At 67.5% G+C, this 18,214-nt stretch carries 3 protein-coding genes; all 3 read right to left on the minus strand.

The genetic code is table 11. From position 1 onward, the window contains the following. Positions 1-49: 49 nt before the first annotated feature. On the minus strand, positions 50-2,545 hold the full coding sequence (locus tag G1E_RS24010; protein ID WP_047150165.1) for a TonB-dependent receptor: 2,496 nt from the start codon (positions 2,543-2,545) through the stop codon (positions 50-52). A 193-nt stretch (positions 2,546-2,738) separates the two neighbouring features. Next, positions 2,739-5,933 carry an amino acid adenylation domain-containing protein gene (locus tag G1E_RS24015; protein ID WP_009684747.1) on the minus strand — a complete coding sequence of 1,065 codons (3,195 nt, stop codon included), beginning with the start codon at positions 5,931-5,933 and terminating at the stop codon, positions 2,739-2,741. Beyond that, complete coding sequence (locus G1E_RS24020) at positions 5,930-18,052, minus strand: non-ribosomal peptide synthetase (protein WP_052960519.1); 12,123 nt, start codon at positions 18,050-18,052, stop codon at positions 5,930-5,932. Before G1E_RS24020 ends, G1E_RS24015 begins: the two co-directional genes overlap by 4 nt. Positions 18,053-18,214: the final 162 nt, after the last annotated feature.

Consider the following 18,214-nt stretch of genomic DNA (forward strand, 5'->3'; position numbering starts at 1 on the left):
GGGCAGGGATCGGCCGGTTTCAGGTGCCTGTCGGCAGGTGCTGGCGGGCTTAGAACTCGCCGCGCAGGGTCAGCATGTAGTTGCGAGGGTCGCCGTAGAAGTTGCCGTTCGCCGCACTGGAGACCGTCTGATAGTAGGTCTTGTCGAACAGGTTGTTGGCGTTGAGCGACACCGTCCAGTGGTCATCCACGCGGTAGCGCACCAGGGCATTCCAGACGGCGTAGCCGCTTTGCTTGTAATCGAACGGAATGTTCGACTCGACCACATTGCCATTGCCGTCCACGCGTACGGTGGTACCGCTGACGTAAGTGGCGCTCTGGACATCGACGCCACCGCCGACGGTCCAGTCCTTGAACGCGTCAGGTAGCTGGTAGGTGGTCCACACCTTGAACTGATGCTTGGGCGTGATGGTGCTCAAGGCCGTGCTGTCGGTTTCGTTCTTGTTGTAGTTGTACACGTAGCTGGCCATCAGGTTCCAATCCGGGAGGATCTCGCCCGTCGCTTCCAGCTCGATGCCCTTGCTGACGACCTCGCCCTGGTTCACGTAGCAGCAGCTGCCGCCATACAGCACCGACGCCTGCGGGTAGTTGGTGTCTTGCACCGCGCCGTTCTTGCGCTTGGTGTAGAACACCGCCAGGCTGGTATTCAGGCGGCCGTCGAACAGCTCGCCCTTGATGCCCAGCTCGGTGGTCTTGCCCTCGAGCGGCTCGAGCACATCGTTGCTGCCCAACGGCCCGCGCAGGTAGCTCTGCTGCGGCTTGTAGATCTTCGAGTAGCTGCCGTACAGCGACCATTGATCGTCGAGGTCATAGATGGCGCCGAAGTACGGCACGAAGCGCGTCGGTTCGCGCATGTCGATGTCGCTCTGCACCACGCCTGCGTTGGTGTAGACCTGCTGGAAGTGGTAACGGGCCGCGCGCCCACCGAGGATGACCTTGAGCGGGTCGCTCACCTGCAGGGTCAGGCGCCCGTACAGGCCGTACTGCTCCTGGGTGTTGGGGCTGTAGTCGCGCGGGGTCACCAGCGAGGTGGTGGTCGGCTTCCAGTAGCCTGGGTCGAACACGTCGATCGGCACGCCGGTGCCGGTAAACACCCCCGAGCCCTGCCAGCGGCTGGTGACGCGCTGGTAGTCGGCGCCCAGCACGAACTGGTGCTCACGGCCAAAGGCGTCGAAGCTGCCGGACAGGTTGCTGTCGACCAGGTCCTGGCTGGTGGAATAAACGTTGTAGCTGGCCCGCCAGACTGGCCCCGCCAGGGTCACCGGGTTGACCGCGTTGCCCGACACCGCCGCCAGCGCCTTGCCGGCGTCACGGGTATTGGTGTACGAGACGTTCAGCTTCCAGTCGTTGTCGAAGTAGTGGTCGATCTTGGTGAAGATTTCCTGGGAGATATTGTCCATGTAGGACCAGTTCTGCCCCAGGTTGGTGTGCCGCGCCAGGCCGATGTCGGCACCGGTGGTGTAGCGCGGCAAGCCCAGCGACGAGTTGGAGTGGGTGCTTTCGTACATGCCGCCCAGGGTGAAGATGGTCTGCGGGCCGAGGTCGACCTCGAACACCCCGTAGACCGTGGGCTTCTGCGTGGCCAGTTTGTCGGTGAAGTACTGGCGGTCGTTGTAGGCCGTGACCAGCCGGCCACGCACGTTGCCGCTGTCGGTCAGCGGGCCGGTCAGGTCGACCTGGGTGCGGTAGTTGTCCCACGAACCGGCGGCGGCCTCGAGCTTGAGCTGGAAGTCCGACAGCGGGCGCTTGCGCACCAGGTTGATGACGCCACCCGGGTCGCCGACGCCGCCGAACAGTGCGCCCGAACCGCGCAGCACCTCGACATGGTCGAATTCAGCCAGGTTGTACAGGCGGCGCGAATAGAAGCTGGTGGCCACCGACGACAACGCCATGGGCGCGGCACCGTCGATCTGGATGCTGTCGATGTTAAAGCCGCGCGAGTAGAACTCGTAGGTGTCGCTGGTGGTTTTCTGCACCGTGACGCCCGGGGCCATTTTCAGCGCGTCCTGCAGGCTGGTGATACTGCGGTCTTCGATCAGCTGGCTGGACAGCACCGACACCGACTGTGGCGTGTCGCGCAGGCTGGTCGGCGTCTTGGAACCGACGCTTACCGCACCGGTGGTGTACGAGCCACTGTTCTCGGTCATTTCGCCCATGCCCTGGCTGGTGATGGCCGTGGACTGCAGGGTGATGCCGTTGGTGCTGCTGGTGGCCGGCAGCAGGATCACCGCGCCGTTCTCGATCTGGAAGTTGTAGCCGGTGCCGTCGAGCAGCATGTGCAGGGCGGTTTCCGATTCCATGTTGCCAGACACGCGCGACGATTGCGCATCGCCGATCATCTCGGGCGAGAACAGGATCTGCAGGCCGGTCTGCTCGCCGAACGCGCGCAGGGCGCTACCCAGTGGCTGTTTCGGAATATCGACCTTCACCTCTTTGGCGTAGGCCGCGTTCCCCAAGGCCAGCAGCACCGCCGATACCGACAGGCAAAGCATGCTCTTTTGCAGTGCAGACGCCTTGCGTCGCCCTTGCCGTACTACGGAACCCATTGTAATCCCCTTGCTGTGATGATTTTTTCTAATAGTTGGCGTAAAAATGACGCCCCGCAGCCCCCTTCCCGAGCTGCGCCGGCACCTACGCCTTGGATGAAGGCGTAGATGAGACGAGCGACGCTCAGGAGAAATTAGAGTTTTTTGCAATTTTGTGAACAGGCCCGGGCGCGGACGCACCCGGGCCCTCGGTTCAGCGCTGCGTTTCGCGCAGGCGCCGGGCCTTTTCTTCCAGTGCCGCGCGCTGCTCCGGCGGCAATGCCTCCAGTTGCAAGTGGGCACGGGCCAGCGCTTCCAGCGCCTGCGCATCGCTGCCGGGCAATGCGCCCAGGGCCTGGGCAAGCTCGGCCACGGTCGGGTTGTCGAACACCATGGCCGGGCTCACCTCGCGGCGCAGCACGTTGCGAATGCCCGCCACCAGCTTGATTGCCAGCAACGAGTGACCGCCTGCGGCAAAAAAGTCCTGGTGCAGGCCCAGCGCCGGCTGCTCCAGCAATTGCCCCATACGCTTGGCCAGCAGGCGTTCCAGCGCCGTGCGGGCTGGCTGCTGCTCGGTTTGCGGGGCCTGCGGTGCCAGCTTCGCCAAGCCCTGGCGGTCGACCTTGCCATTGGCCAGCCGGGGCAACTGCGCCACCACCTGGATACGCCGTGGTAGCAACGGCTCCGGCAGGCGCAAGGCCAGGTCGCGGCGGATACTGGCTTGCGGGTTCTGCTCATCGGCCTGCACCACCACGAAGGCCGCTGGCTGCAGCCCCGCCTGGGCGTCCTCGGCAGGTACCGCGACCACCGCTGCCTCGCGCACACAGGCCACCCGCTGCAGCTCGGCCTCAAGCTCCGCCAGCTCGACCCGGAAGCCATTGAGCTTGACCTGCTGGTCCCTGCGCCCATGCAGGGCCAGGCTGCCATCAACGCGGTAACGGGCCAGGTCGCCCGTGCGGTACAGCCGCTCTCCCGGCGCGAACGGGTGGTCGACGAAGGCTTCGCCCGCGTCGTTCAGGTAGCCCCGGCACAGCTGCCGGCCGCTGATGTAGAGCTCGCCCAGCACGCCAGGGGGCACCAGGCGGTGCCGTGCATCCAGCACGTACACCTGGTTGCCCGGCAGCACGCTGCCCAGCCCGACCGGCCCGTGGCCGAGCGGCTCAGGCGTCAGCACCTGCACCATCACCCCGACCGTGGCCTCGGTGGGGCCATAGTGGTTGAACACGCGGCAATCGGCGCGCAACTGGAAGACCCGCTGGAGCAGGCCAGGGGCTGGCGCCTCGCCACCCAGTACCAGGGTGCCAGGCAGGCGTGGTTGTTCGGCTTCGAGCAAGGCGCCCAGGTGCGAAGGGACGATCTTGAGGCAATCGACCTCGCCGGCCACCAGGTAGTCCCTGAAGCGTTCGGGGTCGCGCAGGGTGTCTTCATCCGCCACCAGCAGGCAAGCCCCGTTGTACAGGGCACCGAACAGGGTGGTATTGCCCAGGTCCGCCGCCACGCCGCTGGTGAAGGCGAACCGCGAGCACTGCTCCAGGCCCATGAGCTGCGTGGCACCGGCCAGGTAGTTGGCCAACTGCCGATGCTCGATCACCACGCCCTTGGGCTCGCCGGTGGAGCCGGAGGTGAATAGCACGTAGGCCGCCTCGTCGCCCTGCAACGGGCAAGCTTGCGCACCGTCGTCTGCCTGCTGCACCACCAGCGCCGCCGGGTCGAGCAACTGCACACCCTGCGCGTGCCACAGATCTGACTGCGCGGGCTGGCCGAGCAGCCAGGCCGCGCCCGCCAGGCCGACGATGCTGGCCTGGCGGGCCTGTGGCCAATGTGGGTCCAGCGGCACATAGGCCGCGCCCAGCCACCAGGTGGCCAGGATCGATTCCACCAGGGCACTCGAACGGGGCAAGGCGACGGCCACCCGGGCCCCCGGCCCCACACCCTGGGCAGCCAAGCCGGCAGCCAGTCGCCGGACCCGCTGCCCCAGGCCGGCGTAACTCAGGCGCTGCTCGCCGTGCACCAGCGCATCGCGGCTCGGCGCCTGTGCCAGCCACTGCGCCAGCCGGGCCATCAGCAATGGCGCCGGCGACGTCGGTACTGCCGGGTTGAGGGCCAGCAGGCGTGCCTGCTCCGCCGCACCGACCAGGTCAAGCGCGCCGATCGCGGTCGTGGCGTCATCGACAACCCCTTGCAGCAACATCAGCAACTGTTCGAGCAGACGCTGCATGCTGGAAGCGCTGTAGCAGTCGGGCAGAAAATCGAGCGCCAGTGCCTTGCATTCACCCTGCGCCGACAGCTGCACCTGCAGCATCAGTTCACAGCCATCAGCGCCTTGCGCCACCTGCTCCAGGCGCCACCCCGACGGGGCGTCGACGCAGTACTCACGCACAGCGGCAAAACCCAGGGCGGGCAGCGCCTGGTCAGGCGCCGCCGCCCAGTACTCCTGCCAGGTCACGTGCTGCGCCGCCAGCGCGGCGAACGCGCTCACCCACGCATCGAAGCGCTGGCTTTCATCAATACGCACCGGCACCGGCAGGGCCTTTTCCAGCACGCCGGCGCTCTGGGCAAAGTAGTCATAGTCCTCGCGGCCGTCATGGCGCCATTGAGCGAGGAAAGCGGGTTGGTCGCTGACCCGCCCCAGCAGCGCCCACCAGGCGGCCTGCAACAAGGCTGGCACTGCCACCTGCAATGCGGCGGCCCGGCCTTGCAGGCCGGCCTTCAGCGCCGGGTCGAGTGCGACCTGCACCCGCTGCACCGGCGTTCCACGGCTGTCGCCGAGGCGATACGCCAGCCTGGCATGGCCGCTCGCCTCACCCTGAAGATGATCGTGCCAGTAACGCTGGGCCTGCCCGGCATCCTCGTCGATGGCCGTTTCCGCACGCCATTGCAGGTACTGCTCGAAGCACCCGGCCGCCTCGTCCTGGCGTGTATCAGGTGCCCGGTACAGGGTAATCAGCCCTTCGGCCAGCAGGCCCATGCCAGGGCCATCGACCAGCACGCTGGCCACCGCCAGGGTCAGTTGCCAATGCGTCTGGTCCAGGCGCAGCAGCAAGGCTTGCGCCCAGGGGCCCTGGGTCAGGGAGAACGGCGAGTCCAACCAGGCCTGGCGCTGCTGCTCAAGCGCCTCGGCAGGCAACGCCGACAGGTGCGCGGCCAATGCCAATGGCGCGCGGTCGGCGCCAGGGCACCAGCGCAGGCCGTGGAAGCCCGGCACCGTCTGCAGCCGCGCGGTCAGCTCGGGGTGCAGCTCGGGCAGCGCGGCCACGGCGCGCTGTAGGCGCGGCACATCCAGCTCGCCCTGGATGTGCAGGGTGACCTGCCGGCACGCCTGGGCGAAGGTCGTGGCGCGCTGCAGGGCCTTCAGGGTCACTTGCTGTTGCGGGCACAGGGCAACGCTTTCAGACATTGGCGTGCTCATGCGTCCACCTCCTGTGGCTGTACCTGGGTCGCCGCCAGGCTGGCCCGGTCGAGCATGTCGCCCATGGCGACGACGATCTTGCGCGGCCCTTCGAAGGGGTCGCGGGCGTGGGCGATCAGCATGTTGTCCAGCAGGATCACGTCGCCCTTGCGCCAGTCGAAACGCACCGCGCAGGCTTCGTACAGTTCGCCGATGCGCTGCATCACCTCGTCCTCGATCGGCGAACCATCGCCGTAATACACGTTGCGCGGCATACGCTCGTTGCCGAACAGCGTCAGCAGGTCTTCGCGCACGTCGGCATCCAGGCAGTAAGGGTGGTGCAACTGCACCTGGTTGAAGAACGACCGCGCACCGCTCACCGGGTGGGTGATGATGGCCGGGCATGGCGTGCGGATCTGCAGCCCGTCATCGGCCAGCCACTGCCACTGGATACCGGAGGCCTGGCAGCGGGCCTCGACTTCGGCGCGCTGTTCGGTCTTGAAGAAATGCTGCCAGGACACGTCGAGCTTGCCGGTGAAGGTGCGCACGTACAGCAAGCCATTGCGCTCGAACCGCTCACGCAGGGCGGTGGGCAGGCGCTGGTACATCTGCCGGCAATCCACCACCGGGGTGGCGCCGCCGACCGGCGACGGCAGCTCGCAGTAGAACAGCTGCTTTCGCGGCCAGCTGTCCTGGTGGGCGCTTTCGTTGTGGAAGAGGATCATCTTCTTCTCGGGGTAAGGCGTGGAGCGGTAGGTGTTCTGCCCGCCCTCCTTCTTCGGCAGATCACCGTAGTTGCCGTACAGGCCTGGCTGCACCGCCTCGGCGAACGCCTCGAACGCCTGGCTGTCGGGGATGCTGAAATTGCGGAACAGGATGCCACCGTGGTGAACCAGCTTTTCCTCGACCCAGGCGCGGTTGGCCGCGATCCAGCCGGTCACGTCTAGGCCGGGGTCAGTCGGTTCCAGCAGCAACGGGAACACCTGCTCTGGCACCAGCAGGGACTCGCGCACCGGTTGCTGCGCTTGCCCTGCCGGACGGGCCTGGTTCTTTTTCAGGAACTTGTCCAGCTTGTTGGCTTTGCCGGCAGGTACTGCCGGGCCGGCCGCCGCGTGTTGCATTGGCACGTTCATGTCTTCCACTCTCACGCTCTGGTCACATGTGATCTGCTCGAGAACGGCGATCCAGCCGTCCACGAACCCCTGGATCTCAGCCTGCTCGAACAACGCCGAGGCATACTGCCAATGGCCGCTGAGCTCGGCCTGCTGACCCTGTTCGACGAACAGCGCCATGTCGAATTTCGACTGCTGCGACACGCTGGGCAGCGCCTCGACGCTCAACCCGTCGATACCCGCGGTGGGCAGTGGCAGGTCGTTCATCACGAACAGCACCTGCACCAGCGGGCTGATGCCCTTGTGCCGAGGTACCCGTGCGGCCTCGACGATCATGTCCAGCGGCAGGTCCTGATGCTCGAATGCGTTGAGCAACTGCTCGCGCCCCTGCGCCAGGAACTGGGCGAAGGTGCTGCCGGGCAGCTGGCGTGAGCGCACCGGCAGGACGTTGACGAAGAAACCGATCAACCCTTCAAGTTCAGGCTGCTGGCGGCCGGCGTAGTCGACGCCCACCACCACATCGTCACTGCGGGTCAGGCGGTGCAGGTAGGCCTGGAAGGCCGCCAGGATCACGCTGTACAGGGTGACCTGGGCCTGCGCCGCCAAGGCGTTGAGTGCCGCGGTCAAACCTTCGCGCAGGCGGAACGGGACCGTGCCGCCCTCATGGCTGGCCTTGGCAGGCCGCGGCTGGCGCAGCGGCAACGGCAACTGCCCGGAGTAGCCAGCCAGGGTCCGTGCCCAGTACTGCGCCTGTTGCTGCAGCACGCCAGCGTCCTGCAGCGCCTGCTGCCAGTGGGCGAAGTCCGAGTATTGCAGCGCCAGTGGCGGCAGCGGCGTGTGGTCCCCCGCACGCAGGCGGGCATAGATTCCCACCAGTTCGTTGGCCATGACCGCCATCGACCAGCCATCGGAGATAATGTGGTGCATCGAATAGAACAGCACATGCTCCTGCGGCCCCAGGCGGGCGAGCTGCATACGCAGCAGCGGCCCCTGATCGAGCACGAACGAATGGGCTTCGTTGGCCAGCGCCTGGGCCGCCACCTGGGCCTCCTGTTCGGCGCGGCTCAACTGCGACCAGTCGTGCAATGGCAGGTCTACGGCCAGGTGTGGTGCGATCAGGGCAACCGGTTCGCCCTCGCTGTCCTGGCCATAGGTGGTGCGCAGCACCTCATGGCGGCCGACCACAGCCTGCAGGCTGGCACGCAGCAGCTCGACCGACAGTTCGCCGCGCAGGCGCAACGCCATGGGCATGCCATAGGCGGCACTCCCTGGGGACAGTTGCTCGACCACCCACAACCGGCGCTGCACCAGCGCCAGCGGCGCCTGGGTGCTGACGGCGCGGGCCTGCAACAGCGGCAGCGCTGGCCGCGCCTGTTCGTCATGGCCCAGGCAGGCGACAAACGCGTCCAGCCGCGGGTGATCGAACAGGGCACGCAGCTTCAGGCCCGGCGCCAGTTGCTGGCGCACCCGCGCCACCACCTGGGTCGCCAGCAGTGAATGCCCGCCCAGGGCGAAGAAGTCATCGCTGCGCCCTACCCGCTCGACGTCCAGCACTTGGGCCCAGATCGCCGCCACCTGCTGCTCGCGCTCACCCTCGGGCGCGACATAGGCATGCCCCTGGCGGTCGGTCTGTGGCTGCGGCAACGCCTTGCGGTCGAGCTTGCCATTGGCGGTCAATGGCAGGCTGGCGAGAAACAGCAGATGGGCCGGCACCATGTGCTCGGCCAGCACCGCCTTGAGCGCGCTACGCAAGCTGTCGCGCAGGCCCTGCTGGGCCTCCAGGCTGCCGGGCAGCGCTTCGGCAGGCACCACATAGGCCACCAGCTGCGTGCCGCCCGGCCCTTCCTGGGCCAGCACCGCGGCTTCGCGCACGACCGCCTGCTCCACCAGCCGGGCCTCGATTTCCCCCAGCTCGATGCGGAAGCCCCGCACCTTGACCTGGTGGTCGATACGGCCGTTGTACTCGATCACCCCATTGCCTGCGCTACGGGCCAGGTCGCCCGTGCGGTAGAGCCGCCCGCCTCCTTGCGCGCTGGTGTCGAAGGGGTCGGGCACGAAGCGTTCGGCGGTCAGCGCCGGGCGGTTGAAATAGCCCCGGGCCAGGCCGGCCCGGCCGACATGCAGCTCACCCCGGCAACCCTGTGGCGCCAGCTCGAACGCTTCGTCCAGCAGGTACCAGGTCAGGTCGTCGATGACCCGGCCCAACGGGCTGGTCACACCGCCCTGCAAGTCCGCGCGGGTCACCGGGCGGTAGGTGACGTGTACCGTGGTCTCGGTGATGCCGTACATGTTGATCAACCGCGGTGTGGCATCGCCGAACTGGTCGAACCAGGGTGCGAGGCTGGCCACATCCAGCGCTTCACCGCCAAACACCACATAGCGCAGGGCAAGTGCCTTGCCCTCGCGGGCGCCGGCACAGGCGGCGCGAATCAGCGGTTTGAACGCCGAAGGAGTCTGGTTCAGCACCGTGACCCGCTCCTGCACCAGCAGCTCATGGAAATCTTCGGCCGAGCGTGCCACGTCCTGCGGCACGATCACCGCCCGCCCGCCATATAGCAGCGCGCCGAACAGCTCCCACACGGAGAAGTCGAAGGCGTAGGAATGGAACACCGTCCAGACATCCCCGGCGTCGAAGCCGAAATCGCCCTGGGTCGCCGCGAACAAGCGCGTGACGTTCTGGTGCGCGAGCAAGGTGCCCTTGGGCTTGCCGGTGGAGCCGGAGGTGTAGATCACATACGCCAGGTTCTGCGGATGCGCACCACTGTCGGGGTTGGCCTCGCTGTAGGCCGACCAGGCGCCCTCGCCGCTGCCCACCTCCAGGCACTGCACCGCCGGGCCGGCCGACAGCCGCTGCTGCAGGTGCGGCTGGGTCAGCACCCACTGCACGCCACTGTCCTCCAGCATGTAGGCCAGGCGTTCGCTCGGGTAATGCGGGTCCAGCGGCAGGTAGGCGCCACCGGCCTTGAGAATGGCCAACAGGCTGACGACCATCTCCAGGCTGCGATCCAGCGCCACACCAACGCGCACATCCGGCCTTACGCCCAGCTCGCGCAGGCGGTGCGCCAGGCGGTTGGCCCGGCGATTGAGCTGGTCATAGCTCAAGTGCTGGCGGCCCAGGGTTACAGCGATGGCCTGCGGGTTGCGCACCACCTGCTGCTCGATCAGCTGGTGCAGGCAATGGCCTTGTGGATAGTGCGCGGTGCGCGGGTTCCAGGCCTGCACGGTATGGCGCTGTTCGTCGGCATCGAGCAACGCCACCCGGGCGATTGCCTGCTGCGGCGCAGCGGCGACCGCTTGCAGCAACCGCAGCCAGTGCCGCCCCAGGCGCTCGACGGTCGCGGCATCGAACAGTTCGGTCGCATAGGTCAGCGACGCCGCCAGGGTGGTGCCATTGTCGACGGTGTCCAGGGTCAGGTCGAACTGCGCGGTGCCATGGGCATGCGGCCACAACTCCAGGCTCAGCCCCGGCAGCGTGCGGCGGTCGCCCTGGGCCTGGCCCTGATGGTTGAACATGACCTGAAACAGCGGGCTGTGGCTTTGGCTGCGCTCGGGCTGCAAAGCCTCCACCAGTTGCTCGAACGGCAGGTCCTGGTGCATCTGCGCGCCCAGGGCGGCCTGTTTCACCTGGGCCAGCAAGCCGGCAAAGGTGGTGTCGGGGGCGAATTCGGCCTTCATCACCTGGGTGTTGACGAAGAAGCCGATCAACTGCTCGGTTTCCACCTGCGTGCGGTTGGCGATGGGCACGCCGACACGGATATCGGCTTGGCCCGAGTAACGTTGCAGCACGCTTTGCCAACCCGCCAGCAACACCATGAACAACGTGGCATCGGCCGCCGATGCCAACGCCCGCAACGATTGGGTGAGCGGTGCGTCGAGCTGCAGCGCCAGGCGTGCGCCAGCGTGGCTTTGCACGTTGGGCCGTGGCCGGTCGGTAGGCAGTTGCAGTAACGGCTGCTCGCTGCCCAGTTGGGCGCGCCAGTAGGCCAGCTGGCGGTCGCGTTCGCCGCCCGCCATCCATTGGCGCTGCCACTGGGCGAAATCGGCGTACTGGATCGCCAGCGCCGGCAGTGTCACGGGCTGCCCCTGGCGGTGCCCCTCATACAGTTGCACCCACTCGTCGAGCATGATCGGCACCGACCAGCCGTCGGTGACGATGTGGTGCTGGATGACGATCAGCACATGCTCGGCCTGGCCCCGCGACAGCAGGCGCACGCGCATCAACGGCCCGTGCTGCAAGTCGAAGGGGCACTGGATTTCCGCGTCGATGCGCGCCTGCACCTGGGCATCGTCCCAGGCCTGCGCATCCTCCACGGCGAACGCCAGTGGCAGGCTGGCGTGGATGACCTGGCGCACCTGGTCGCCGTCCTGGCAGAAGGTCGTGCGCAGCGGCTCGTGGCGCGCGATCAGGTCATTGAAGCTGCGTTGCAGGGCGGGCACATGCAGTGCCCCCGTCAGGCGCAGCACGGCCGGCACATGGTACGCCGCACTGTCAGGTTGCAACTGCCAGAGGAACCAGTGACGTTGCTGGCCGTAGGACAGCGCCAGAGGCTGGTCACGGTCCACTTGGGGAATGCCGCCCGGGGTTGCGCGCGCCGCGCCCCCGGCCAGCGCGGCGAAGTCGGCCAGCACTGGGGCCTCGAACACGCTGCGCAGCGGCAGGTCGATGCTCAGGGCCTGACGGACCCGGGAGATCATCTGGGTGGCCAGCAACGAGTGGCCGCCCAGCTCAAAGAAGTGGTCGGCGCGCCCCACGCGGTCCAGCTTGAGCACCTGCGCCCAAAGGTCGGCGACCTGCGCCTCCAGGGTACTGGCCGGGGCCTGGTAGGCCTGTTGCAGCAGACTGGCATCGACCGCCGGTAGCGCCTTGCGGTCCAGCTTGCCGTTGGGCGATAACGGCAATGCCGGAAGGATGAGCAGGAACGCCGGCACCATGTGTTCGGGCAGGCTGCCCTTGAGCGCATCGCGCAAAGTGTCACGCAGCGCCGCTTCGGCCTGCAGGTCGCCGGCCTGCCCAGCCTCGGCAGGCACCACGTAGCCCACCAGTTGCACGCCGTTGGCGGTCGGCTGCGCCAGCACCACGGCTTCGCGCACCAGGGCGTGGCCCAGCAGGTGGCCCTCGATCTCACCCATTTCCACCCGGAACCCGCGGACCTTGACCTGGTGGTCGATCCGCCCGCTGTATTCCAGCACACCATCGGTGCGGTACCGCGCCAGGTCACCGGTGCGGTACAGGCGCCCACCGCCTGCCAGGCTGGTGTCGAAGGGGTCGGGCACGAAGCGCTCGGCGGTCAGCGCCGGCCGGTTGAAATAGCCCCGCGCCAGGCAACCGTTGCCGCCGATCAACAGCTCTGCCACCACCCCCACGGGCGCCAGCGTGAAGCCGCTGTCGCACAGGTAGGTGGCACGCCCACCGATGGCCGTGCCGATCGGTACGCTGGCCTTGGGCAACGCCTGCAAGGCGCTGGCCGAGCAGTCGAACACGGTCGACACCACCGTGGCCTCGGTCGGCCCGTAGGTATTGAGCAGACGCACGCCCGTGAGGCAGGAGGCAAACCAGTCGTTGAGGCCTTCGGGCGGCATGGCTTCGCCGCCCACGTGCACCTGGCGCAGGGCGCCACAGGACGACGCACCGCGCATGTGCGCGGCGAACAGCCGCCAGTACGCGGTGGGCAGGTCGGCCACGGTCACGCCCTGGCGGACGATGGTGTCGGTCAGCGTCTCGATGTCCCAGCGCTGTTCGCCCCGCATCACCACCTGCGCGCCCACGCACAGCGCCGGGTACAGTTGCTCGACGAAGCCGTCGAAGCTGACGGTGGCGAACTGCAACACCTTGTCTTCAGGGGTGAGTCGCGAATACTCCGCGGCCACCTGGCAGAACGCCGACAGTTCGCCACGAGCGATGGCCACGCCCTTGGGCTTGCCGGTGGAGCCGGAGGTGTAGATCACATAGGCCAGGTTGCTTGCCACGGTCAGCGGCTGCGGGTTGCCCTCGTTGCCGCCCGCCAATGCCTCCTGCGCCGCACTCAGGTGCATGCGGCGCACGCCTGCCAGGTCTGGCAGGCTCGACGCCAGTTCGGCCTGGCTCAACAGCAGTTCGATGCCACTGTCCTGGAGCATGTGCACCAGCCGCCCGCGCGGGTAGGACGGGTCCAGCGGCACATAGGCGCCACCGGCCTTGAGAACCGCCAGCAGGCCGACGATCAGTTCGAGGCTGCGCTGCGCTGCGATGCCGACCCGCACGTCGGGGCCCACGCCCTGTTCGCGCAAGCGGTGCGCCAGGCGGTTGGCCCGGCGGTTCAGCTCGCCGTAAGTCATGCTTTGGGCGTCGAGCACCAACGCCGTGGCCTGCGGCCGTGCCTGGGCCTGGGCTTCGATCAGTTGCAGGGTGTCAGGCGCCAGTGCGGTGGCGGTGGGCAGCGGGTTCCAGTCCTGGACCAGCTGGCGCTGCTGCGCGGCATCTACAATCGGCAGCTCGGCAACAGCCACCTCGGCCTGACCGAGGCTGGCCAGCAAGGTCAGCCAGTGCCCCGCCAGGCGCTGGATGCGCTCGGCATCGAACAGGTCGGTGGCATAGTTGAAGGTCGCGGTCACACCGTCCGAGCGCTCCAGGGTGTCCAGCGACAGGTCGAACTGGGTGGTCTGCTCCAGCCACTGCACTTCTTCCGCGTGCAAGCCCTGCACGCTGTCACTGGAGACCTTCTCGCCCACATCCAGCAGGTGGTTGAACATCACCTGGAACAGTGGGTTGTGGCCCAGGCCGCGCTCCGGCTTGAGCTGCTCGACCAGCACGTCGAAGGGGATGTCCTTGTTGGCCTGGGCCTGAAGGGTGGTTTCCTTGACCGCGGCCAGCAACTGGCCAAAGGTGTGCGCGGGCACGATGCCGACCCGGGCAATGAGGGTATTGACGAAAAAGCCGATCAGGCCTTCCAGTTCCAGGCGGTTGCGATTGGTGACGGGAATACCGATGTTGAGGGTCTGCCGCCCGCTGTAGCGCGACAGCAGCAGGGCGAACGAGGCCAGGAACACATGGAACAGCGTGGCATTGGCTGCCACCGCCAGGCGCCGCAGCTGGCCGGTCAGTTCGGCGGGCAGTTGCACGTCGATGCGCCCGCCGCGGTAGCTCTGTTGCTGTGGACGCAAGCGGTCGGCAGGCAACTCCAGCACCGCGAAATCGTCCTCCAGGTTGGCCTTCCAGAACGCCAGCTGCGCCTGCAACTGGCCCTCGGCCAGGCGCTGGCGCTGCCAGCCGGCATAGTCGGCGTACTGCACCGCCAGCGCCGGGCGCTGGTCGGCCTGCCCCTGGGTGCGGGCGTTGTACGCGGCGGCCAGCTCGCGCACCATCACGCTCATCGACCAGCCGTCGGAGACGATATGGTGCAACGACACGGCCAGCAGGTGCTCCTGCGCGGAAGTGCGCCACAGCGCGACGCGCAGCAGCGGCCCTTGGGCCAGGTCGAAGGGGCTGGCGAACAGCTGGTCCAAGTGAGGCTTGAGCGCATCGCGTGACAGACCGATCAGGTCCTGGGACTCGATGAGCACCGGCGCGGCCGGTTTCACCACCTGCCAGGGCAGGCCATCGTGCTCGGCGAACACGGTGCGCAGGCTTTCGTGCCGCGCGACCAGCGCATCGAAGGCGGCCTGCAGGGCGCCCAGGTCCAGCGCGCCGCGCAAGGTCACCGCCAGTGGCGTGTTGTAGGCGGTGCTGTCGGGGTTGAGCTTCCAGAACATCCACTGCCGGTACTGGGCATGGGAGACGGGCAGGCGCTCGCTGCGGTCCAGCAGCGCGATGGCGCCGCCGCCGGTTTGCTCCAGGCCTTCGAGTACCTGGGCATACGCCTCCAGGTCACGGGTATCGAACAGCACGCGCAAGGCCACTTCCCGCTGCAACTGCTGGCGGATCCGCGACACCACCTGGGTGGCCAGCAACGAGTGGCCGCCCAACGCGAAGAAATTGTCGTCCAGGCCCACCTGGTCCACTTGCAGCACCTCGGCCCAGATTGCCGCCACCTCCGCTTGCAGCGCGGTTACCGGGGCACGGTAGTCCACCTGGGTGGTCACCGCCTGCGGCAGGGCTTGCAGGTCGACCTTGCCGTTGGCTGTCACCGGCAGGTGCGGCAACAGCATCAGGTACCGCGGCACCATGTGCTCGGGCAGCGTCTGGCGCAGCGCCTGGCGGGTGGCGTCGATGCAGGCCTGCCGGCCCGCCTCGTCCGCAGGCCACGCCCTGGGCACCAGGTAGGCGGCCAGTTGCCGGTTGTCCTGCTCGCCGACCACGCGCACCACGGCGGTGTCCAGCTCGGGTAACTGGCGCAGGCAGTTGTCGATTTCCGCCAGTTCCACGCGATAGCCACGGATCTTCAACTGGCCGTCCATGCGCCCGGCGAACGCCAGTTGGCCGTGGCCATCACGGCGGACCCAGTCGCCGCTGCGGTACAGGCGCCCGCCCTGGCCCGAAGGGTCGGGCACGAAGCGCTCGGCGGTCAGCGCCGGCTGCCCCAGGTAGCCCCTGGCCAGGCCCGCACCGCCCAGGTACAACTCGCCGCGCGCGCCAGCGGGCACCGGCAGCAGGCAGGCGTCGAAAACCTGCGCGCTGAGGTTGCCCAGCGGGCGCCCCAGCAAGGCCTGGCCGTGGACCTCATGGGTCAGCACACCGACCGTGGTTTCGGTCGGGCCGTAGTGGTTGAGCAGCCGCAGCCCAGGTGCCAGCGCGGCGATGCGCGCGATCAGCGCTGGGCTGATGGCCTCACCGCCGACCACCAGGCAGCGCCGAGGCAGGGCATCGCTGCCGGCGGCGAGCATCGCCTGCAGGTGCGAGGGCACCATCTTCACCGCGTCGATGGCATGCCGTTGCAGGTAGTGCGCGTAGGCCTGGGCGTCCAGCACCGTATCATTGGCCAGCATGTGCAAGGTCTTGCCGTTGCACAGGGCGCCGAAGAGCATGGTGTGCCCCAGGTCTGCCGCCGGTGTGGTGACCATCGCCAGGCTGCGCAGTTCGTCGATACGCAGGCGTTCGCCCACGCTTTGCACATAGTTGGCCAGGGCGCCATGGCTGATGGCGACGCCCTTTGGTGTGCCGGTGGTACCGGAGGTGTAGATCACGTACGCCAGGTTGTCGGCGTGCACAGGCACGCGCGGCAACGGCGCCGCCGGGTAATCACCCGTGGGGTCGATACGCTCGATGCCGGGCGCCAGTTCCAGCCGCCCCGCCGGGGCCAGTACCCGCTTGACCTGGCTGTCGGCCAGCATGAAATCCAGCCGCGCCTGAGGCTGCTCCGGCTCCAGCGGCAGGTAGGCAGCACCAGCCTTGAGCACGGCCAGGATGGCGACCAGCATGTCGATGGAGCGATCGGCCAGCACCGCCACCCGCTCGTCGGGCTGCGCGCCGGCGCCCAGCAGCACCCGGGCCAGGCCCTCGGCGCGGGTTTGCAGGGCGCCATGGCTGATCTGCTGGCTGCCACTGACTGCCGCCAACTGCTGCGGATCGCGTGCGGCAGCGGCATCGATCAGCGTGTGGACCGCCGCGGGGGCGTCAAACGCCTGGGGCACGACCAAGGGCGCTTCATCGCCCAGCACCAGCTCGCCCACCGGGCCTTGCGCACGCTCGGTCAGGCCCTGTAGCAGGCGCAGCCAGTGCTGGCTGAGCGTCGCCACGGTGTGCGGTTCGAAGCGGTCCACGGCATAGGTGAACACCGCGTGCAGGCGGCCGGCACTCTCGTAGGTGTCCAGCGACAGGTCGAAACGTGCGCTGTGCTTGTCCAGCGCGACTTTTTCCAGGGTCAGGCCGCTGACCAGCTGAATCTGCCCTGCATCGGCGATGGCCGCCTGATGGTTGAACAGCACCTGGAACAACGGGGTATGGCTGGCACTGCGCGGCACGCCCAGGGCCTCGACCAACTGCTCGAACGGCAGGTCCTGGTGGGCCTGGGCCCCCAACGCGGTGTCCTTGACCCGAAGCAGCAGTTGCGCCACGTCCATCAGCGGGTCGATCTCGGTGTGCAGCACCTGGGTATTGATGAAGCAGCCGATCAGGCCTTCCACTTCACTGCGGTGGCGGTTGGCGACCGGTACGCCGACGCGAATGGCCCGCTGGCCGCTGTAGCGCTGCAGCAGCAACTTGAACGAGGCCAGCAGCACCATGAACAAGGTCACGCCATGGGCCTTGGCCAGGCTGGCCAGGCGCGCTGCCAGGTCCGCCTCGAGCTGCAGTTCCACACGCTTGCCGCGCAAGCTGGGCAGCGCTTGCTGCGGGTGGTCGAACGGCAAGTCGAGCGGCGCATGGTCGTCGCCCAGCTTGTCGCGCCAGTACGCCATTTGCCGCTCCTGCTCGCCCGCCTCCAGCCAGCTGCGCTGCCACAGGGCGTAGTCGCGGTACTGGATGGGCAAGGCCGGCAACGACAGCGGTACCTGGCTGCACGCGGCGTCGTACAGCTGCACGAACTCGTCGACCAGTACATTCAGCGACCAGCCGTCGGCGACGATGTGGTGCAGCGTCAACATCAGCACATGCTCTTGCGCCTGCAACTTCACCAGTTGCACCCGCAGCAGCGGCCCTTGCACCAGGTCGAACGGCGCCTGCGCCTCGGCGGCGCCGAGCGTGAGGACCTGCTGCTCGCGCTCGCCGGCCTCGAGCAGGCTGAGGTCGTGGCGGGTGATGGCCACTGCAGCGGGCGGCAGTACCTCCTGCAGCCATTCGTTGGCGTCGGCCCGCAGGCGTGTGCGCAGGCTTTCGTGGCGGGCCACCAACTGATCGAACGCAGCTTGCAGCGCGACAAGATTCAGCTCGCCCTTGAGCCTTACGGCCATGGGCAGGTTGTAGGCCGCGCCCTGTGGGTCCAGCTGCCACAAGAACGCCATGCGCCGCTGTGCATACGAGAGCCGGTCACGGCTGGCCTCGGCGACATTGCCCGGGATCGGAAACACGGCAAAATCCACCCCCTCTCGTTGCAGCGCGGCCAGGAACAAACGGCGTTTTTCCGGCGGCAGTTCAATGAAGCGGCGAGCGAGTTTCAACGAATCTTCGGCATTCATGCGATGCGTCCTTAGCAATAGGAAGCGGGACCAGAGGGTCCAGTCATCCCACAAGGACGAAACTGCGCGAGGCCGATTTAGCCCCTGCAGCCGCGCGGCCGGGCGCCTTCAAATGCGTGCGCCGAACTTGGCCTACGGTGACGTCATGCGGTTATGAATGGA

Origin of the sequence: Pseudomonas sp. TJI-51 (assembly GCF_000190455.2) — a bacterium.
Classification (GTDB): Bacteria; Pseudomonadota; Gammaproteobacteria; order Pseudomonadales; family Pseudomonadaceae; genus Aquipseudomonas; species Aquipseudomonas juntendi.